This window comes from Labrenzia sp. THAF35 (genome assembly GCF_009363595.1).
Lineage (GTDB): Bacteria > Pseudomonadota > Alphaproteobacteria > Rhizobiales > Stappiaceae > Roseibium > Roseibium algicola.
Map to the genome: position 1 here is coordinate 4,021,408 of NZ_CP045380.1, position 18,738 is coordinate 4,040,145.

Here is an 18,738-nt window from a genome sequence, read left to right on the forward strand (position 1 = left end):
TGGATGCGCGTCACGGCGGCAGGCCGGATGCCGAATTTGAGAAAAACATGTCCGCGATTGAACAGAAACAAGTGTCCGCCGATGAGGCGGGCATGCGCCTCGACCGTTGGTTCAAGTCCCATTATCCGGGCCTTGGATTTGGTCATCTGCAGAAACTGCTGCGTACGGGGCAGGTCCGTGTCGACGGCAAGCGTGCCGAGACCAACACCCGTATCGCCAAGGGGCAGATGATCCGTATTCCACCTCTCGGGGTGGAACTTCCGGCGGACGACAAGAAGAATGCCAAGCCGAAATCCACCAAGCTGATTGCTGACGACCGCAAGGCCATTGAGGACATGCTGCTGTTTGAAGACAGCCAGGTAATGGTGCTCAACAAGCCGGCAGGTCTTGCTGTTCAGGGCGGTTCAGGCCTCAAGCGCCACCTGGATGGCATGCTGGACGCCTATACCGACCGCAAGGGCAACAAGCCGCGTCTGGTGCACCGTCTTGACCGTGAGACCTCCGGCATCATTCTGGTTGCCCGTACGCGTCAGGCCGCGCAGGAACTGACAAAGGCCTTCCGTCACCGGAATACACAGAAGATCTACTGGGCAATCCTGGCGGGTGTTCCGAAGCCGTTTCAGGGCCGCATTTCCACCTTCCTGGCCAGAAATGACGGCGAAGAACGCATGCAGATCGTGCGTCAGGGCGACGATGAGGCACAGCACGCCGTGTCGCTCTATTCCGTCTTCGAAAAGTCCGGCCAGAAGCTTTCCTGGGTGACGATGAAACCGGTGACGGGTCGAACGCACCAGTTGCGCGCACATGCGGCCCATATCGGCCATCCGATCATCGGTGACGACAAGTATTTCAATATCGAGAACTGGGAGCTGCCGGGTGGTATCCAGAACCGCCTGCATCTGCTGGCGCGCCGGATCGTGATCCCGCATCCGTCGGGCCATGGCACGATCGATGTTTCGGCGCCGCTGCCGCCGCACATGCAGCAGACCTGGAATCTGCTCGGATTTGATGCGACGGACTATGATCCGGAAGTGGATGATCCGGACGACGCGCTCAACAAGCGCTGATAGCGCTTCTCTGCTTTGCCAGAAGCCTAGCTGCCGGCGGCGGGATAGACCTTTAGATTGAAGCTCTCGTCTTCCGCCGGTGGCTGAAAGTGGCTTGAGATCCGGTCGAACTCGGCCTCGGACACCGAGAATTCGTGCTTGCCGGCGGCATTGCGCTGGCGAAGGCGTTCCTTGCAGACTTCATCCGGCACATCGAGAAAATGAAGCTGATGCTTGCACTCGACCTTGTCAGCAATGGCGCGCATCCATTGCCGGCTTTCTTTCGTGTTGGCATGAAAGTCCAGTACCACGGAAAGACCGCTTTCCAGCAGGGCAGCCACATGCGGCGCTATCGTTTTTCTCAGGAGTGACGAACAGCGGACAAAATCTGCGAGGCTGGACATCTGGTCAGCGTAGAGACCGGATAGCCAGACGTCTTCCCGCAGGAGAATGTTGCCGGGACGCTCGGCAAAGCGATCCGCCAATGTCGACTTGCCGGAAGCAACCTTGCCGCAAAACAGATGTAGAGTTGGAGCGTCGTCAGATCGTAGCATTTGATGGGGAGCTTACTGTCGGATGTTTGCAAACCTGGTGGACGTAATCAAACGCCCTGAAACAGTGCACCCAGGATCACCGACGCAAAGGTGATGCACACAACGCCCGCCACCAGTTTCCAGGCATCCGAGCGTTTCCTGAGACCAGGCCAGCCAAGCGGTTTGATCACCTGGATCGCGGCAATCATGAACAGCAGCAACAGGATGATCTTGGTCAAGAAAAGCTCCGGGCGGGCAGGGCGCTATGCTGCAACGGCAGTTGCCTGATTGACGCCGTCAGACCAGAACGTGCTGGCGGCCTCAAAACGATGAAACATCCCGCTCTCGACTGAAAACGGGATGTTTAGAAGGCATATCCAATCCGGCAGTTGCCTGCAAGGTCAGGCTCCGGTGCTCCGCTGAAGTTTTGCCATATAGGTCGGCAGCTTTTCCATCGACGGAACGACGATCAAGGTCTTCACGTGGCCGCGTTTGAATGCGTTCAGGAACTTGTTGTAGTCCTTGAAGGCAACACAGCCATGGGACCCAATGGAGCGGCGCAGCAGACGCGTATGGGTCAGCATGCCGTCACGGCCTTTCATGGCAGCACGGTCCTGCGGCAGCATGCGAATGGCCTCCACGCCATGGAAGCGCCGTTCGCGCATTCTCAAGTTGTAGATGTTGGGCGGCGTCGGGCCGAGCATCTTCACGTGCGAAAACTTCGGATTGTCCATCCGGTGTCCAATGCCGGAATGAGCCTCCAGCTTGGTGCCGTCCGGCATGTGAACGGTCGCGGCGCTGATGTCATAGACGGCGATCTTGCTGCCTGCACCGGGAAGTCCGGGCTTGGCGCTGCCGAACAATTTGCCGAGACCGCCGAACACTCCGTTTTCGTCTTCTTCGGGATTTCCTGGCGTTGCATAGGCCAGAACGGGAGACGCTTGTTCAGGCTTTTCCCTGCCTTCAGAACGGTTTTCTGCAACCACAGGCGCGCTGCGGCGCGGCGGTTCGGGTTTCATGTCCGGGGTCGGCGGCAGAATGGCGCCGGGTTTGGCCGGATTACCTGCAGCCATGGCAATGTTCACGGCCGTCTGTTCAGGCTTTGCAGCAACATTCGTCTCTGCTTCAGCCGTGGTGCCGACGCTTTGTAACGCTACGACCTCGACATTCGGCGCAGTGCCATCGGCTGCCGGTTCATCGAGCGCGGCAACACTTGTGGTTTCTGAAGCAGCTCGATGGGCCAGCAGTGTCTGGGCGAGTTTCAGCCTTGCGAGCTTGGCGGCAAGGGCCACCTTCGCAGCCTTTTTAGCCTCAGCTTCGAGTGCCGCCGCTTCCGCCTTGAGGGCAGCTTCTGCTTTCGCAGCTATTACTGCTGCCTGTTCAGCGGCTTTTTCCGCTGCAAGAGCGGCTTCCGCTTCGGCGCTTTGCCGTTTTTTCGTTGTCAGCGCTATCGGGGCCAGACCAAGAGAAGCTGTGGCAGGGGTTGTCTGCGCAAGCGTCAATTTCTCCTGCGGCTCAGTGCCGGCAGCGACAAATTGAGACGGGGCGATCGAGGTTCCAAGATAAGTGGCGGTTCCGGCCAAGCCGGATATCACCAAAGTTGCCCCCGCGAGGATCGTATAAAAAGTCCGGCTGGTCTTCCGGGATTTTGCTTGCCCCTTCAGGCCGACCTTTTGTTTCTTCTGAATCATTCAGACAAAACCACTCTGTTACGCCGGTCTTGTTCGACCGCGCTCCAAATTCGTATCCTTTGGTGACAATCTTGCCCCAAACGTTCATGCCCACCCGCCTGCGGCAGTATCGTCGATCATGGTAACCAAGTTCTTTACGATAAATATGCAAGCGGCCAAGAGACCGGTAATCACTCTAAAGAGGCAATTTTCGGGCGGTTTTTCAAAATTGGCGATATCCAAAGATTGAACGTCAATTTGCCGCAGACTGTGGAAGCCTTTGCCTATTGTTGAATTTACCAATCAATGACGTAGATGTCGGCAAAACTTCCAATCCGGCGCAGTGTCAAATGTGCTCTTGACCCCCGGGGGAAAACCCGGCACATGCGGGCTACTTTCCGTTCGCTTGGCACAGGATGCCCATGTATCTGATCATCTTCGACGTCGACGGCACGCTGGTGGACAGTCAGAAAACCATTTTGCAGGGCCTGCAGGTCGGTTTCGAGGCTGCGGGCCTGCCCATGCCTGACCGGGAAACGGCGCTCTCAATCGTCGGACGGTCGCTGGACGAGGCTTTTCTGGATCTCGTTGGACCTGAACACCAGGACAAGATCCCGGTGATGTCCAACGCGTATAAACAGGCCAAGTGGTCTCGAAGGAGTGAAGGGCTGGATCTCGACCCGCTTTATCCGGGTGCTCGCGAGGCTATCATCCGGCTGAATGCGCGTGACGATGTCCTTCTTGGAATTGCCACCGGCAAAGCGATGCGTGGGGTCAAGCACATGCTGGATACCCATGATCTGCATGGACGCTTCGTGACCGTCCAGACCGCTGATACCTCGCCCTCCAAGCCTCATCCGGACATGGTGCTGCGGGCAATGGCGGAGACCGGAGCGGACAGGACACGAACCATCATGATCGGTGATACCGGTTTTGACATGGCGATGGCCAAGGCCGCCGGCACACATGCCTTGGGTGTTGCCTGGGGTTATCATGATCATGACCGGCTGAGTGCTGATGGTGCAGACAAGATCATCCGGACCTATGCCGAGTTGGATTTGGCACTTGGTGAACTTCTGGATTTCGACAAGGAAACAATGTGATGCGCGACTTTCTTGAAACTTTGCAGGAAGATGCGGCCAAGGATCCGGAGCAGCGGGCGCGCGAACTCTCCAGGCGCGAATTGCCTAAGCGTTTCTACAAGGAAGCAACCCATGTTGCCGTGGACGGCGGTTTCGCGATCCATCTGGACGGAAGGCCCGTCAAGACACCGGGCAAGGCGGCCTTGTTGCTGCCGAGTGAGGCACTTGCAGCAGCGGTTGCCGCCGAATGGCAGGCGCAGCAGAAGGAAATCAATCCGGCCACCATGCCGCTGACCCGGATTTCCAATTCAGCGCTTGATGCAGTCAGCATCCGGTTTGGCGAAGTGGCTGACGATATCACCCGGTTTGCCGGCAATGATGCGCTGTGCTACCGCGCGGACGATCCGCAAAGCCTTATCGACACCCAAAGGCGCTTGTGGGATCCGGTCGTGGACTGGGCAGGCGGGTTGCTCGGCGGCCGTTTCGTGCTGATCGAAGGTGTCATTCACGCTGCCCAGCCGGAAGCGCTGCTTGCCGCCTATCGGGCCCGACTTTCCGACCTGACGCCGATGCGCCTCGCAGCGCTCCATACAATCACCAGCCTGACAGGCTCCGCGCTCCTGGGGCTTGGTCTGCTGGAAGACTACCTCGACGCCGATGCCGCCTGGACGGCCGCTCATGTTGAAGAGGACTTCAACATCGAGCGCTGGGGCGAAGACGCGGAAGCTGCTCTCGTCCGGGCCTACAAGCGCAAGGAATTCGACGCGGCGGTTCTGATCCTGCGAGAAGCGTAACAATTTCCCTGCGATGTGGTGTGGAGCGTATTCGCTTCACCCCAAGTAGAACGTCGTTGCCATCAGAAAGAAAATGAGCACGCCAAGGACGTCGTTGGACGAGGTGATGAAGACACCGATGGCCATGGCCGGGTCGATGCCGATCTTGTCCAGAATGATTGGTATGGTGGCGCCGACCATGGCCGCAAGCGTGGTGACGCACAGCAGTGACAGCGATGTGGCCAGGGCAAGGTGCAGCGGGTCTTCCAGCGGCACGATCAGCGAAGCCACGAGCACGAGACAGCCTAGGATCGTGCCGGCGATAGCGCCATTGAAGAGCGCCGCCACCAGTTCCTTCAGCAGGCGGTAGAAGATATCGCCGGACCACAAGGCTCCGGTCGCAATGCCTTGCACCGCCACAGCGGAGGCCTGCAGGCCTGCGTTTCCGGCCATCGACATGGTGACGGGAATGAAAGCGGCCAGGATGGCGGCTTCCGCCAACTGGTCTTCATAGGAACCGACCACCGTTGCAGCAACGCTGGCCCCCACCAGACCGGCGAGCAGCCAGGGCAGGCGGCCGCGTACTATACGCAGCACCGTGTCATCTGACCTGGCTTCTGAGGAAACGCCGCTCATCAGCAGCATGTCTTCGTTGGCTTCGTCCGAGGCGATGCGTGTCAGCTGCTTGGGCGTGATCCGGCCGATCAGGTGGCCTTCTCCGCTGACGACCGGCACGGTGCGCATGTCGCGTTTTCGGGCGAGCCGCAGCACTTCTTCCTGGTCAGTGTCCGTGGACACGGCAATCACGTCGCGGTTCATGAAGCTGAACAAGGGTGCGTCCGCCGGCGCGAGCAGAAGCTTGCCGACTTCCACCGTTCCGGTCAGCTTGCCGTCGGCATCGGTCACATAAACCGTAAAGACCTTGCGAATGCGGCTGGCTTCCGCGCGCATCTGCGCGACGGCTTCGCCGGCGGTGCAGGTTTCGGGAAGGGCGACGAACTTGCGGGCCATCACGCGGCCCGCCGTGTCGTCGGCATAGGAACCGCGCGTTGCGATGTCTTCCACATCCGGCAAGCGCGCGATCAGCTCGTCTGCAACATCGTCCGGAAACTCGTTGAGAATTTCGATGGCGTCTTCCGGATCGAGACCGGCGAGAATATCCCGAAACTGCTCAAGGGTGGATTCTTCCATCAGGATCGAACGGAATTCCGGTCGAAGCTCGGCAATGACCTTGATCGACGGGTTGGCCGGCAACCACTGGAACAATTTGCGGGCCTGTTTCAGGCGCAGCCGCGTCAACAATTGCATGACGTCGACGGGGTCCCAGCGCTTGAGCAGTTCGACCAGCTGCGTGCGCTGACCCGACTTGATCATCTCGCGCACGGCCCTGAGCGCAGCATCATTGATTTCCAGCGGTTCGTTAGCCGGCTCTCTGGTCCATGCGGTTGGATCAAGCTCGGCGACGTCGCTGGAATTGCTCATGGATACTCACTTTCCGGAAGGGTCCGGTCCGCTTCTACTGATCGATTGTGACGTCCGCCTGACAGTTTCCTGCCGGATCAGACCTCAAATTCCTCAATATCGGCAAAGGCCTGCCGCAGCTTGTCGGACCAGCCCCGGGACAGTTTCTGGAAATACGGGTCGTCCTGCTGGATGCGCACCTGGCGGTCGGTGGAAAAGCTGTCGGTGTTGTAGAGCAACATGTCGATGGGCATGCCGACAGACAGGTTCGACCTCAGCGTGCTGTCAAAGGACAGCAGCACCAGCTTGGCCGCTTCACCGAGGCGCATGTCCGCACGCGTGACCCGGTCCAGGATCGGCTTGCCGTATTTGTGCTCGCCGATCTGCAGATAGGGCGTGTCTTCACAAACCTCGATGAAGTTACCGGCCGCATAGATCTGGAACATGCGCGGTTCCTCACCCTTGATCTGGCCGCCCAGAATGAAGGTGACGAAGAAGTTTTCCGCACTTGTTGCAAGGGCTTCGCCGTCGATCGCCTTGACCTCACGAACCGCACTGCCGACGAGGCGGGCAACCTGGAACATGGTTTTTGCGGTCATCAGCGTCGCCCGGTCGCTTTCCGCGGACGTGATGTGCTCACTCAAAAGCGAGACGACGGCCTGGGTAACTGCAAGGTTGCCGGCCGAGAGCAGGGTGATCACCCGCTCGCCTGGCTCTTCCCATACATGGAGTTTCTTGAAGGTGGCAATGTTGTCGACACCGGCGTTGGTGCGTGTGTCCGCGGCGAACACCAGCCCGCGATCCAGTTTCAAGCCAACGCAATAGGTCATTCCCAAGCCCTCAGACTGCGCCAAGACCCGTTGCTGGAGCCCCCAAAGGGCAAGCATCCATCAGGCAGGGCGCAGGTTGCCCTTTAATATCTTTTGCTGGAGTGAGCCTGTTCGGTCGGTTTGAAAGGACACTTACTGCTGTTGCTGGAACGCGGCCTGGGCCACATCGACCTCAACATGCAGGTTTTCCTCAAGCCCGCCAAAACGGATCCCCCTGATAGGGGCAGCTGAACGGGAATCCAGGCCCACCGTCAAGCGGATATAGCGATCGGTCGGACACATTGCGTTGGATATGTCGAATCCGGTCCAGCCAAGACCGTTTATCATCACTTCGGCCCAGGCATGATGGGCTTCCGAAGCCTGTTCGTCTTCCAGCAGCAGATAGCCGGAAACGTATCTTGCCGGAACGCCGATGGAACGTGCGGCGGCGATGAAAATATGCGCGTGATCCTGACAGACGCCTTCTCCGGCGGCCAGCACGGCAGTGGCCGGAGCGTGCGTCTCGGTGACGCCCACCTTGTAGTCGACCTTGTCGCGGATGGCATGCATCAGAGCATGGAAACCGGCAATCTTGTCATGTCCCTCCGCATTGGCCGCCAATCTGCGGATCGCCTGGTTGGATTGCGTAAGCGGAGTGACCCTTGTGTAGATCCGCGGTGGGATGCCGGCATCCGGTTCGTGGCCGAGAATTCCGTTGGTATCCGTCGTCTCGACAATACCGCTGGCGGTGATCTCGACGTCCTCGATCGGCTCGCTGCGCGACACCATGTGAACCTGGTTGCCGAAGGCGTCCTTGTAGGTCGTCGCCCGTTCAATGCCGGGTGCTTCGATTGACCATTCGACAACTCTCTGGCTCGGGCCATCCTCGGGCGTCAGGCGCAACTGCTGCATGGCGTTGGCGAGTGGCGTCTCGTAACGGTATCGGGTCGTGTGTCTGACAGTCAGTCGCATGCTGCACCGGTTCTGCGGGGTTCCAGGGTCAGGCGAAATTGTAGTCTTCGCAAAGTTGATGGGCGAAAAGATTGTTTTTGTTGATGAAATCCGAGAGGAAATCATGCAGTCCCTGCTGATAGATTTCGTGCATCTGCTTTTCAGCCAGGTCTTTTGCCATGTCCGCTGCCATGTCCAGGCTTGGTTCGCGCGAACCATAGAACTGGGCCAGGTCTTCCGCGGTATCGGCCATCCAGTCGTAGCAATGGGCAAGGGACCGGGGCATTTCCGTTCTGAGGATCAGAAACTCGGCAATGTTGAACGCTTTCAGTCGGGCATTCGGATACGCAAACCGGTAGCTTCTCCGCCCGGACAGGGCACGCAGGATCGCGGACCACTGATAGTGCTCCAGAGAACCGTCATCGATGATGTCGCTGTCCGGCAGCAGGGTCCAGTAGTACGTGTCGAGGATGCGGGCCGTGTTGTCCGACCGTTCCACGAAATTGCCCATCTGGCTGAAGAAATAGCCGTCGTCGCGCAGGATCGTGTTCAGCAGCGCGCCCCGGAACAGGTGCGCCCGCTGATTAACCCAGGCAAGAAAGTCCGGCAGTTTTTCCTGGGTGATGGATTGCGGGTTCACGTCAGTGAACTCGATCCATGTGGTGTTGATGGCTTCCCAGAGTTCAGCCGTGATGCCTGTTCGAACGGCACGAGCGTTGTTCCTGGCAAGTTCCAGGCAGCTGCGGACGCTTGAGGTGTTTTCCTTGGAAAAGATCATGTGGGCCGCCACGTTGCGGCCGTTCAGTTCCTCGTATTTCTGCTTGTACCCGGTCTCGCACCCCGAGCAGGCGAGGGCGAAGGTCCAGTGGGTTCCGTCCTCCTGACCCGAATGGGAGATGATGGCGCCACGACAGGCGACCTCGAGGAGACGGGAAACATTCTGGGCACGCTCATGGTAGCGCGACATCCAAAACAGCGAAGAGGCGGTTCTTCCGAGCATCTGGTTCTCTCAGTCCTCAAGTACCCAGGTGTCTTTTGTGCCGCCACCCTGGCTGGAGTTGACGACGAGCGAGCCTTTCTTGAGGGCAACCCGTGTCAGGCCACCTGGCGTGATGCGGACCTGATCACCGATCAGCACGTAGGGGCGCAGATCGACGTGGCGCGGGGCGACACCCGAAGCGACGTGCGTCGGGCAGGCCGACAGCGCCAGGGTCGGCTGGGCAATATAGTTGGAAGGGTTGGTTTCCAGGACTTTCCGGAATTCCGCGATTTCCCGCTTCGATGCGGTCGGACCGATCAGCATGCCGTAGCCGCCCGAACCGTGGACCTCCTTGACGACAATGTCCTCAAGATTATCCAGAACATAGGCGAGGTCATCCGGCCGTGAGCAGTTCCACGTCGGAACGTTGTTCAGGATCGGTTTCTGGCCCGTGTAGAACTCGATGATGTCCGGGACATAGGCATAGATCGCCTTGTCGTCGGCAATACCCGTTCCCGGCGCATTGCAGATGGTGACGTTGCCGGCGCGATAGGCATCGAAGAGGCCCGGCACTCCGAGCATGCTGCCCGGATTGAAGGTCAGCGGATCGAGGAAGGCATCGTCGATACGCCGGTAGATGACGTCGACCTGCTTCGGTTCGCGCGTTGTGCGCATGTAGACATGTCCGGCATCAACGAACAGATCCCGGCCTTCCACCAGTTCCACGCCCATGGAATCAGCCAGGAAAGCGTGTTCGAAATAGGCGGAGTTATAGATGCCCGGGGTCAGGACAACGATCGTCTGCGAAGATTTCGAGGGATCCGGTGCGACGCTTTCCAGCGTCTGCAGGAGGTTCTCGGGATATTGCTCCACCGCGGCGACCCGGTGACTCTGAAAGAGCTCGGGGAAGAGACGCATCATCGTCTCCCGGTTCTCCATCATGTAGGAGACACCTGAAGGCGTGCGCGTGTTGTCCTCCAGCACGTAGAATTCGTTTTCCGACACGCGGACCAGATCGGTTCCGATGATGTGGGCATAGACCTTGCGGGCAGGGGTGAACCCGGCCATTTCAGGCAGGAATGCCTCGTTCTGCAGCACGAGCTCCGCCGGGATCCTGCCTGCGCGCAGGATTTCCTGGCGATGGTAGATGTCGTGCAGGAAGGCGTTCAGAGCCCGCACACGCTGGTCGATGCCGGCAGACAGGCGCCGCCACTCCGGAGCCGAGATGATGCGCGGGATGGGATCAAACGGGATCAGCCGTTCGGTAGCTTCTTCCGCTCCATAAACCGCGAAGGTGATGCCAAGTCTGCGGAAAATGGTTTCAGCGTCGCGGCCCTTCTTGGTCAGAAAGTTGGCTGGTTTATCTTCCAGCCATTTGGCGAGCCGGGCGTATGGCTGGCGCGGCTTGTTGGCCTCGTCGAGCATTTCATTGAAGAAAGTGCGTTCGTCCGCCATTGCCTCCCCTTTGCCGATGCTTCGTTCTTGGGCAATCATGGCAAAATTCTGAAAGGTGTCAAAGTTCAATGTCGCGGCGACAGTGCCTGCAAATTAGGCAACGAGCTGAAATTCATCGAAAAATCCTGAGGTTCCCTCAGGTTGAATATATTTTTTTCGACCACTGAAAAAGGATTTGAAGGCGGTGTTTTTCGCCGCTTGCGCGTGCAAACTTCGCCAAAATGACGTGCTCAAATGAACGTTACGGCATCCTTGCTGCTTGGCATAGCCGGGAAAGACGAGGGGCCGGATCGGGGGCGTCTGCTTCCCGTCAAAACCTGCCAGGCCGGAGTGGTAACATCTGCTTGTTCAGTCAGACAGAAGCTGTGTTCAATCCAATATGCACAGTCGATGGGCAGGTCGGGCAGCATGATCGAAATCTGATTTGCTGCCCGATGCGTGTGCGGATCGGTGGCCGGAGACAGGGTGCTAGCGCATGAGTGTCCTGCCGACCGAGATCACCGAGACGTCGCCGTATTTGCGCCCGGTCCAAACGTGGAGGCCTGCACCGACGCCAAGCATCGGAATTGTGTAGAGACCTTTCTTGACGAACCCCTTGTTCTTGGTGAGTTCGATCGCGGCATGGCTCAGTTCCTCGTATTTCTCCATCGTATTGACGATCTTGCCGATGCCCTTGATGCCTTTGAGGACGTCCCCCAGCTTTCCGGCAATCGCCAGATCGAGGTCCCAATCAGACCATTCGCCCTTCTTGTTGAACTCGCTGGGCGTCTTGACACCATGCGCCACGATGACGATGCCGCCGACACTGCCCCCCAGGCCGCCGCCGATTTTCCAGCCGTCCGCCATAAGGTCTACGTAGTCGACATAGCCGTTGTCATCGGCGCTGGCTCGGTAAAGGCGTCCATTCCAGTTGTACCGCCCGACAGCCACAAGGTCGCCTGAATGGCTTTCACCGATGCCGACCCATAAGGTGGAAGCCGCCTTTGGTTTGGGCTTCATCTTCTTGGGCGTTTTGATGACCTTTGGATTGGGCGGTGTCGGCAGGGAATGCACGTAAATCATCACGGCACGGAACTGTCCGTCTTCAACGCCGTCTTCCTGACCCATTTCTTCAGCCAGGGATTCGCCAAGTCCGTCGACCAGATCGAACGGAAAACAGGACAGTAGGCATTCTTCCAGGAACGTCTTCACGGCATTCGCCCGCTTCATCGACAGGGCCTTGTTGAAGGCTGCCTTGCCGCTGCGGCTGGAGAGCCCGACGATACTGATGCTGCCGTTGCCCTTCAGCAGCGGAACGACGTTTCTGCGAAGCCAGTTCTTGTGATCTTCCTTGAGGTTTGCCTGGCTGACGTCGAAATATTGCAGGCGCGCGAGCGTGATGACGCCGTCACGATGATCAACAACATAATTTCCTGACATTAATGTACTCCGTTAAGAATGGGTCGTGGACCTGAAATGAGATTTCTCGTGTTTGAAAATCGTGCTTCGAAAAAGGGCACGTATTGAAGTGATCCTGGTCTGTCCCGGCGCGCGGAAACGCAAGGGCAGTTTTGGGATCGGGCAAAGCGTGGCCATAAAGGCTTTTGCCTGACATTCGTCCAGCTTCTGTGGGCGTTTGTCAGGGAAGATTCATGGGGCGTAGTTTCCCCATAAGCCCATGTGCTGACTAGGCTCTGTCGGGGGATCATGCTACGGCGTGATCCAAGCTCAAGTTTTGGGAGGACCGGATGAAAGAAGTTCTGGCCGAATTGGAACAACGCCGCGAAACCGCGCGGCTGGGCGGCGGGCAACGCCGCATCGATGCGCAGCATGCCAAGGGCAAACTGACTGCGCGTGAACGTATTGAAATTCTTCTGGACGAGGGGTCCTTCGAAGAATTCGACATGTTCAAACAGCACCGCTGTACCGATTTCGGCATGGAAGAGCAGCATATCCCCGGCGACGGCGTGATCACCGGCTGGGGAACGGTTAACGGTCGGACCGTTTACGTGTTCTCCAAGGATTTCACAGTCTTCGGCGGGTCTCTTTCCGAAACGCATGCGGAAAAGATCACCAAGCTTCAGGACATGGCCCTGCAGAACCGGGCACCGATCATCGGCCTGTTCGACGCAGGTGGCGCTCGCATTCAGGAAGGCGTCGCGGCCCTTGGCGGTTACGGCGAAGTGTTCCAGCGCAACGTTCTGGCATCCGGTGTCATTCCGCAGATTTCGCTCATCATGGGTCCTTGTGCCGGCGGCGACGTCTATTCCCCGGCCATGACGGACTTCATCTTCATGGTGCGTGACACGTCGTACATGTTCGTTACCGGACCGGACGTGGTGAAGACCGTGACGAACGAGACGGTGACGGCCGAGGAACTGGGCGGCGCATCCATCCACACCACCAAGTCTTCGATTGCGGACGGTGCCTTCGACAACGACGTCGAAGCCCTGCAGGAAATGCGCCGGCTGATCGACTATCTGCCGATGAACAATCGTGCGGACCTGCCGGAGCTGACGAACTATGACGACCCGGAGCGGATCGACACCAGCCTCGACACGCTCATTCCGGACAACCCGAACAAGCCCTACGACATGAAGGAACTTGTTCTGAAGACAGTCGACGAGGGCGACTTCTTCGAAATTCAGGGCAGTTTCGCGGGCAACATCATCACCGGTTTCGGACGGATCGAGGGGCGCACTGTCGGCATCGTTGCCAACCAGCCGATGGTTCTGGCCGGCGTGCTGGATTCCGACGCCAGCCGCAAGGCTGCAAGGTTTGTCCGCTTCTGTGACTGTTTCAGCATTCCGATCGTGACCTTCGTCGATGTTCCAGGCTTCCTGCCCGGCACGTCGCAGGAATATGGCGGCCTGATCAAACACGGCGCCAAGCTGCTGTTTGCCTACGCGGAAGCTACGGTGCCGAAGATCACCGTCATCACCCGCAAGGCCTACGGCGGTGCTTATGACGTGATGAGCTCCAAGCACATCCGCGGCGACATCAACTACGCCTGGCCGTCTGCTGAAATCGCGGTGATGGGCGCAAAAGGGGCGGTCGAAATCCTCTACAGGTCCGAACTCGGCGACAAGGAGAAGATCGCCAAGCGGACGAAGGATTACGAAGACCGTTTCGCCAACCCGTTCGTCGCTGCCGAGCGCGGCTACATAGACGACGTCATTCGTCCGCATTCCACCCGCCGGCGTGTGTCCAAGGCTCTGGCCCTGCTCAGGTCCAAGCAGGCAGATATGCCGTGGAAAAAGCACGACAATATTCCGCTCTAGCAAGAAGAGCCGATTTGCATTCATTCGCTCGGTTCCGGAAGACGATAGCTGGTCCGCAGCAGTGACACACGAGATTGTATCAGGCCGGATTTTCCGGCCTGTTTGCTATCTGTCAGGTCAGTCCCAACGCGAAAGACCGCGCGGGAACAGCGGTTCCTTGCATTCGAACGCGACCGGGCAACGTGGTGTATCCCGCGTCTGGCCGAACTGCGTGAACAGGACCTGGTTACGGTCGCAGTAGCTACGGTTCGAAACAAACATCGAATAAGTGTACTGCCCCGTGGTGAAGACCACGGCACCGTGCTGACGCACCATGTTCTGCGCCTGGGCACAGGTCATCTTGCGAAGGTCTGGACGTGCCTCGGCCGCCGTCGACATGACAAGGCCGGGAAGGGCAAGCGCTGCTGCGCAAAGAAGCATTTTCCGCATGAAAGTCTCCTGACGTGCCGTTGCCACCGGAAAGAACGCTCTGAAGATCTAGTCTAACAGAACGGTCCGGAAAGGTGGTGACAGGAGAAGTGTGCACCAACTTGTGGCGCGCAAATGTGATTGCGAGCACATAAATCGCATCGGTCAGAACTCTAACCGGATTTTACCGCATATTCTGGGCCATCTGGCTGGAGCAGACAGACCCCGCCATGGCTTCTCGCACGCCGTTCAGGGAAAAGCCCGAATAGCGTCTGTCTTCCAGTTGCACGGCGAATTTTACCGAAGAGCGCAACCGGTGCCAGAAATAGGTCATGTTGTCAGAGCAGGCCGGGCAATCGTTGTAAATGTAACCGTCGTTTCCGGCCCTGAACTTGATCAGCTTGTGATCCAGTTCGACCAGGACAGTGGATCCGGGGTCCGGCCTGCGACCCTTGATGCGCACGCCGATAAGGGTGTTCCTGACGGCATGATTGGGCGGGCACCAGATCGTGAACCGTGCTCCTGAAGAGCTTTCGGTCCAGTAGCGCTCGTAGCCATGCGCCGTGTCGGTATGCCACTTGCCGTAATCGGCTGCGATTGCCGGAAAGCTCGTGGCAAGTGTCAGGTAGAAAAAAGAAAAGAGGGCGGTGCGCATCGAGCCGTTTCCGTAATCTGTCACCGACAAAACTACAGGTGTTCTGTTAAAAGCCCTTCAATCAAGAAAGCAATCTAGCGGCCTGGCGTGCCACAAGGTCTTGGCCAGGCCACCATGCGTCAGGACCTGGGATGTTGTTTCTGCCAGTCGGTCGGGCAAACGTTACCGGGAATGATTTTCTGGGCGCCGCGCAGGGAAAATCCAGCATAGCTGTCGTCCTGGAATTTCACCGCAAGGGAATGGGATGACCGCAAACGGTGCCAGACATAGCCGAAGCTGTCGGAACACGCTGCGCAACCCGTTTCCACGTATCCCTGCTCGTTGATAGGCAGCTCCAGGATCTCGCGGTCCATGATCAATTTGATCCTGCTGCGTGGTGGCGGCATTTTTCCGTCGATATCAATATGAAGCAGGGTGCCGTTGATCCGACGTTTCGGATGACACCAGACTACGAAGTTCGCGCCAAGGTTGTTGGTGGTCCAATAACGTGTAAAGCCATTGATTTCGCCGCTCTTCCACTTGCCTGCGGTCTCCGCCAGTGCGGAAGTTGGTAGTAAAGCACTCGCAATGATTGCCGCTGAAAGGATGCGTTTCATTTATTTGTTCCCCATTGCCTTGGTAATTCCTGCAATAAGTTTATTAAAATTCGGATAAATAGACGCTTTTCCGCGGAACTACCTTTGGCTGGTCCTTGTCGCGGCATGCCGTTTTTGAGTGTTTGGGCAACTATCCGCAAAATCACGTCTCGCCCTTTGGATAAGTTGCGTGCCAAAGTGGCGCAGCCTACAAAATGGAAAATCGTCCAGCTGGGTGGAAATTCATGTTCTCCAAAATACTAGTCGCCAACCGTGGTGAGATTGCCTGTCGCGTCATCAAGACGGCCCGCCGCATGGGCATAAAGACAGTTGCGGTCTATTCCGATGCCGATCGTGATGCCCTTCATGTGGAAATGGCAGACGAAGCGGTTCACATCGGTCCCGCGGCGGCGTCGGAATCCTATCTGATCGCCGACAAGATCATTGCGGCCTGCAAGGAGACCGGAGCTGAAGCCGTGCATCCGGGCTATGGCTTCCTGTCCGAACGCGCCAGCTTTCCCGAAGCGCTGGCGAAGGAAGGCATTGTCTGGATCGGCCCGAACCCGCGCGCCATCATGGCGATGGGCGACAAGATCGAATCCAAGAAATTCGCCAATGAGGCGAAGGTCAGCACGGTGCCGGGTTACCTCGGCGTCATAGAAAGCCCGGAGCAGGCCGTCGAAATTGCAGCGGACATTGGCTACCCGGTCATGATCAAGGCGTCCGCGGGTGGTGGCGGCAAGGGCATGCGCATCGCCTGGAATGCGGACGAGGTGCGGGATGGCTACACCCGCTCGAAATCCGAGGCGGCGTCTTCCTTCGGCGACGATCGGGTTTTCATCGAGAAATTCATCGAAAACCCGCGCCATATTGAAATCCAGGTCCTGGGCGACAAGCACGGCAACGCGATTTACCTGGGCGAGCGTGAATGTTCGATCCAGCGGCGCAACCAGAAGGTCATCGAAGAGGCGCCGTCGCCTCTGCTCGATGAGGAAACGCGCCGCAAGATGGGTGAGCAGGCCGTCGCGCTTGCAAAGGCCGTCGACTACGACAGCGCCGGCACGGTCGAGTTCGTCGCCGGGCAGGACAAGAGTTTCTTCTTCCTGGAAATGAACACGCGTCTGCAGGTGGAGCACCCGGTGACCGAATTGATCACTGGCATCGATCTCGTCGAGCAGATGATCCGCGTTGCCGCCGGTGAAAAACTGGACCTTGCCCAGAAAGACGTCAAGCTGAACGGCTGGGCGGTCGAAAGCCGAATTTATGCGGAAGATCCCTACCGCAATTTCCTGCCGTCCATTGGCCGGCTTGTGCGTTACCGGCCCCCGGCGGAAGAAGCCAGCAACGGTGTTACCGTCCGCAACGATACCGGCGTTGTCGAGGGTTCGGAAATTTCGATGTTCTACGACCCGATGATCGCAAAGCTGATCACCCATGCGCCGACACGGGCGGAGGCGATCGATGCGATGAGTTCAGCTCTGGATGCGTTTTACGTCGACGGTATTCAGCACAATGTGCCGTTTCTGACTGCGCTGATGAACCATCCGCGCTGGCGGTCGGGCGAGTTGGCTACCAGTTTCATCGCAGACGAATATCCGGACGGCTTCGAGCCGGCGGTTCCCGATGACGAGGCCTATGCGGTTCTTGCAGCCGTTGCCCTGTCCATGGGGGCGTTGCAACGCGAGCGTCTGGACCACCTGCCCGGGCGGTTGCGGGCCCATTCCGGTGCCATCCGCGAAGATTGGGTGATCAAGCTCGACAAGACCTATGTTCCGATCCGGCTTGCTGCCGGGTATCCGGGGACACCCGTCGAGATCGATGTCGCGATCGGCGATGGCCCCGTTGTCAATGTGGAGGCTGACTGGGCACCAGGTGATCCGCTCTGGTCGGGCAAGGTTGGCGCGAAGGATGTGACAGTGCAGGTCCGGACCCTGCGCGGTGGCTATCGCCTTGACTGGCAGGGCTATTCCGTCGTCGCGAAAGTGATGACACCGCGGATTGCCGAGCTGGATGCCCTGATGCCGGAGAAGCTGCCGCCGGACACGTCGAAGATGCTGCTATGCCCGATGCCTGGTCTGGTGGTGTCCATCGCGGTGGCCGAAGGACAGGAAGTCAAGGCAGGTGAGCAGCTTGCCGTCGTTGAGGCCATGAAGATGGAAAACGTGCTGAGAGCGGAGCGCGACTGCGTCGTGAGCGCCATCAAGGCAACGCCCGGTGACAGCCTTGCCGTTGACGCCGTGATCATGGAGTTTTCCTGATCCGGGGTGATGCGCCTAACGCAGCCTGATTGACAGGCATCGGATACTGCCGATATTCAGCGGCCTGCGACCATCCGGTCCAGGCCGCTTTCTTTTTCAATACGTTGCGGGGCATCATGACGACTTCGACCATTCTGTTCGATCTGGACGGAACCCTGACTGACCCCTTTGAAGGCATCACCCGTTCAATCGGGTATGCGGTTGAAAAGATGGGGGGGCAGGCACCTGATGTGGAAGAACTGCGCTGGTGCATCGGGCCGCCGCTCTGGGACAGCTTCAAGGTTCTTCTGGGATCGGAAGACAAGGCTGTTCTGGATCAGGCCGTAGCCTTTTATCGCGAGCGCTACACGGTAACGGGACTGTTCGAGAATTCGCTGATCGAGGGTATTCCCGAACTGCTGACAACACTCAGGAAAGACGGGTTTCTTCTTCACGTCTGTACCTCAAAACCCCACAGTTACGCAGGTCGGATCGTTGAGCATTTCGGCCTGATGGACTTTTTCGGAAAGGTCTACGGTGCGGAGTTGGACGGTACGCGGTCCGCGAAAGCCGAGCTGATTGCACATATCCTGAGCGAGGAAAACATCCAGGCGTCGGAGACGGTCATGGTTGGTGATCGCAAGCATGACCTTGTCGGAGCAAACGCCAACGCAATGGCAGGCATTGGCGTGTTGTGGGGCTACGGTAGCCGTGAAGAACTGGCCGCCGAAAATCCGGTATTGATAGCAGATAGACCTCAAGACATCGCCGCGTATTTCGCGACCCGCTAATGGCGTCCATTCCGACACTGCGGCAATGAGAGTGGCTTCTTGCTGCCGGCAAA

General features: G+C 58.2%; 18 protein-coding genes. 6 read left to right on the plus strand and 12 right to left on the minus strand.

The window, feature by feature from the left end:
- The first annotated feature begins 47 nt into the window (after positions 1–47).
- Positions 48–1,067, plus strand: a complete 1,020-nt coding sequence (locus FIU93_RS18435; protein ID WP_035909367.1) for an RluA family pseudouridine synthase — start codon at positions 48–50, stop codon at positions 1,065–1,067.
- A 26-nt stretch (positions 1,068–1,093) separates the two neighbouring features.
- Here the strand turns inward: FIU93_RS18435 and FIU93_RS18440 are convergent, their stop codons facing one another.
- The 3 genes from FIU93_RS18440 to FIU93_RS18445 form a co-directional block, all read right to left on the minus strand.
- Positions 1,094–1,600 carry an ATP-binding protein gene (locus FIU93_RS18440; RefSeq protein WP_152506393.1) on the minus strand — a complete coding sequence of 169 codons (507 nt, stop codon included), beginning with the start codon at positions 1,598–1,600 and terminating at the stop codon, positions 1,094–1,096.
- A 47-nt stretch (positions 1,601–1,647) separates the two neighbouring features.
- The gene (locus FIU93_RS31450; protein ID WP_022998263.1) at positions 1,648–1,818 is read right to left on the minus strand and encodes a hypothetical protein; all 171 of its coding nucleotides are present in this window, start codon (positions 1,816–1,818) and stop codon (positions 1,648–1,650) included.
- Between the two features lie 162 nt (positions 1,819–1,980).
- Positions 1,981–3,270 carry a DUF2778 domain-containing protein gene (locus FIU93_RS18445; protein ID WP_152506394.1) on the minus strand — a complete coding sequence of 430 codons (1,290 nt, stop codon included), beginning with the start codon at positions 3,268–3,270 and terminating at the stop codon, positions 1,981–1,983.
- A 401-nt stretch (positions 3,271–3,671) separates the two neighbouring features.
- Here FIU93_RS18445 and FIU93_RS18450 point away from each other — a divergent pair, with 401 nt between their 5' ends.
- Both FIU93_RS18450 and FIU93_RS18455 read left to right on the plus strand, forming a co-directional pair.
- Complete coding sequence (locus tag FIU93_RS18450; RefSeq protein ID WP_152506395.1) at positions 3,672–4,352, plus strand: HAD-IA family hydrolase; 681 nt, start codon at positions 3,672–3,674, stop codon at positions 4,350–4,352.
- Entirely contained in the window at positions 4,352–5,125 is a 774-nt protein-coding gene (locus FIU93_RS18455; RefSeq protein WP_022998266.1) for an ATP12 family protein, read from the plus strand. The genes FIU93_RS18450 and FIU93_RS18455 overlap by 1 nt, the downstream gene beginning before the upstream one ends.
- A gap of 36 nt (positions 5,126–5,161) precedes the next feature.
- On the opposite strand, the gene mgtE is transcribed toward FIU93_RS18455, so the two are convergent.
- The 6 genes from mgtE to FIU93_RS18485 form a co-directional block, all read right to left on the minus strand.
- Positions 5,162–6,586 carry a magnesium transporter gene (gene mgtE / locus FIU93_RS18460; protein ID WP_152506396.1) on the minus strand — a complete coding sequence of 475 codons (1,425 nt, stop codon included), beginning with the start codon at positions 6,584–6,586 and terminating at the stop codon, positions 5,162–5,164.
- 77 nt (positions 6,587–6,663) lie between these two features.
- Positions 6,664–7,395: a proteasome-type protease gene (locus FIU93_RS18465; protein WP_022998268.1), complete on the minus strand. Its 732-nt coding sequence runs from the start codon at positions 7,393–7,395 to the stop codon at positions 6,664–6,666.
- A 132-nt stretch (positions 7,396–7,527) separates the two neighbouring features.
- A complete protein-coding gene (locus FIU93_RS18470) occupies positions 7,528–8,346 on the minus strand; it encodes a transglutaminase family protein (protein ID WP_022998269.1) in 819 nt (272 codons plus the stop codon).
- A 28-nt stretch (positions 8,347–8,374) separates the two neighbouring features.
- Positions 8,375–9,325: an alpha-E domain-containing protein gene (locus FIU93_RS18475; protein ID WP_022998270.1), complete on the minus strand. Its 951-nt coding sequence runs from the start codon at positions 9,323–9,325 to the stop codon at positions 8,375–8,377.
- A gap of 9 nt (positions 9,326–9,334) precedes the next feature.
- Positions 9,335–10,759: a circularly permuted type 2 ATP-grasp protein gene (locus tag FIU93_RS18480; RefSeq protein WP_031268326.1), complete on the minus strand. Its 1,425-nt coding sequence runs from the start codon at positions 10,757–10,759 to the stop codon at positions 9,335–9,337.
- Positions 10,760–11,227: 468 nt separating this feature from the next.
- Positions 11,228–12,178, minus strand: coding sequence for an OmpA family protein (locus FIU93_RS18485; protein ID WP_022998272.1), 951 nt, complete (start codon positions 12,176–12,178; stop codon positions 11,228–11,230).
- 308 nt (positions 12,179–12,486) lie between these two features.
- Here FIU93_RS18485 and FIU93_RS18490 point away from each other — a divergent pair, with 308 nt between their 5' ends.
- Complete coding sequence (locus FIU93_RS18490) at positions 12,487–14,019, plus strand: acyl-CoA carboxylase subunit beta (RefSeq protein WP_055654686.1); 1,533 nt, start codon at positions 12,487–12,489, stop codon at positions 14,017–14,019.
- A 117-nt stretch (positions 14,020–14,136) separates the two neighbouring features.
- Here FIU93_RS18490 and FIU93_RS18495 read toward each other — a convergent pair whose 3' ends face one another.
- From FIU93_RS18495 to FIU93_RS18505, 3 genes are all read right to left on the minus strand, one after another.
- Positions 14,137–14,448: a hypothetical protein gene (locus tag FIU93_RS18495; protein ID WP_022998274.1), complete on the minus strand. Its 312-nt coding sequence runs from the start codon at positions 14,446–14,448 to the stop codon at positions 14,137–14,139.
- Positions 14,449–14,611: 163 nt separating this feature from the next.
- On the minus strand, positions 14,612–15,082 hold the full coding sequence (locus tag FIU93_RS18500) for a hypothetical protein (RefSeq protein WP_152506397.1): 471 nt from the start codon (positions 15,080–15,082) through the stop codon (positions 14,612–14,614).
- Positions 15,083–15,201: 119 nt separating this feature from the next.
- Positions 15,202–15,678, minus strand: a complete 477-nt coding sequence (locus FIU93_RS18505; RefSeq protein ID WP_022998276.1) for a hypothetical protein — start codon at positions 15,676–15,678, stop codon at positions 15,202–15,204.
- 224 nt (positions 15,679–15,902) lie between these two features.
- On the opposite strand from FIU93_RS18505, the gene FIU93_RS18510 reads away from it, so the two are divergent.
- On the plus strand, positions 15,903–17,915 hold the full coding sequence (locus FIU93_RS18510; RefSeq protein ID WP_152506398.1) for an acetyl/propionyl/methylcrotonyl-CoA carboxylase subunit alpha: 2,013 nt from the start codon (positions 15,903–15,905) through the stop codon (positions 17,913–17,915).
- A 116-nt stretch (positions 17,916–18,031) separates the two neighbouring features.
- Positions 18,032–18,685, plus strand: coding sequence for an HAD family hydrolase (locus FIU93_RS18515; protein WP_152506399.1), 654 nt, complete (start codon positions 18,032–18,034; stop codon positions 18,683–18,685).
- Positions 18,686–18,738: the final 53 nt, after the last annotated feature.

Coding starts and splice junctions, on each gene's coding strand:
- FIU93_RS18490 (WP_055654686.1), top strand. CDS start 12,487: ATGAAAGAAGTTCTGGCCGAATTGGAACAACGCCGCGAAACCGCGCGG.
- FIU93_RS18500 (WP_152506397.1), bottom strand. CDS start 15,082: ATGCGCACCGCCCTCTTTTCTTTTTTCTACCTGACACTTGCCACGAGC.
- FIU93_RS18455 (WP_022998266.1), top strand. CDS start 4,352: ATGCGCGACTTTCTTGAAACTTTGCAGGAAGATGCGGCCAAGGATCCG.
- FIU93_RS18510 (WP_152506398.1), top strand. CDS start 15,903: ATGTTCTCCAAAATACTAGTCGCCAACCGTGGTGAGATTGCCTGTCGC.
- FIU93_RS18480 (WP_031268326.1), bottom strand. CDS start 10,759: ATGGCGGACGAACGCACTTTCTTCAATGAAATGCTCGACGAGGCCAAC.
- FIU93_RS18485 (WP_022998272.1), bottom strand. CDS start 12,178: ATGTCAGGAAATTATGTTGTTGATCATCGTGACGGCGTCATCACGCTC.
- FIU93_RS18475 (WP_022998270.1), bottom strand. CDS start 9,325: ATGCTCGGAAGAACCGCCTCTTCGCTGTTTTGGATGTCGCGCTACCAT.
- FIU93_RS18465 (WP_022998268.1), bottom strand. CDS start 7,395: ATGACCTATTGCGTTGGCTTGAAACTGGATCGCGGGCTGGTGTTCGCC.
- FIU93_RS18470 (WP_022998269.1), bottom strand. CDS start 8,346: ATGCGACTGACTGTCAGACACACGACCCGATACCGTTACGAGACGCCA.
- FIU93_RS18450 (WP_152506395.1), top strand. CDS start 3,672: ATGTATCTGATCATCTTCGACGTCGACGGCACGCTGGTGGACAGTCAG.
- FIU93_RS18495 (WP_022998274.1), bottom strand. CDS start 14,448: ATGCGGAAAATGCTTCTTTGCGCAGCAGCGCTTGCCCTTCCCGGCCTT.
- FIU93_RS18515 (WP_152506399.1), top strand. CDS start 18,032: ATGACGACTTCGACCATTCTGTTCGATCTGGACGGAACCCTGACTGAC.
- FIU93_RS18445 (WP_152506394.1), bottom strand. CDS start 3,270: ATGATTCAGAAGAAACAAAAGGTCGGCCTGAAGGGGCAAGCAAAATCC.
- FIU93_RS18435 (WP_035909367.1), top strand. CDS start 48: ATGTCCGCGATTGAACAGAAACAAGTGTCCGCCGATGAGGCGGGCATG.
- FIU93_RS18505 (WP_022998276.1), bottom strand. CDS start 15,678: ATGAAACGCATCCTTTCAGCGGCAATCATTGCGAGTGCTTTACTACCA.
- mgtE (WP_152506396.1), bottom strand. CDS start 6,586: ATGAGCAATTCCAGCGACGTCGCCGAGCTTGATCCAACCGCATGGACC.
- FIU93_RS18440 (WP_152506393.1), bottom strand. CDS start 1,600: ATGCTACGATCTGACGACGCTCCAACTCTACATCTGTTTTGCGGCAAG.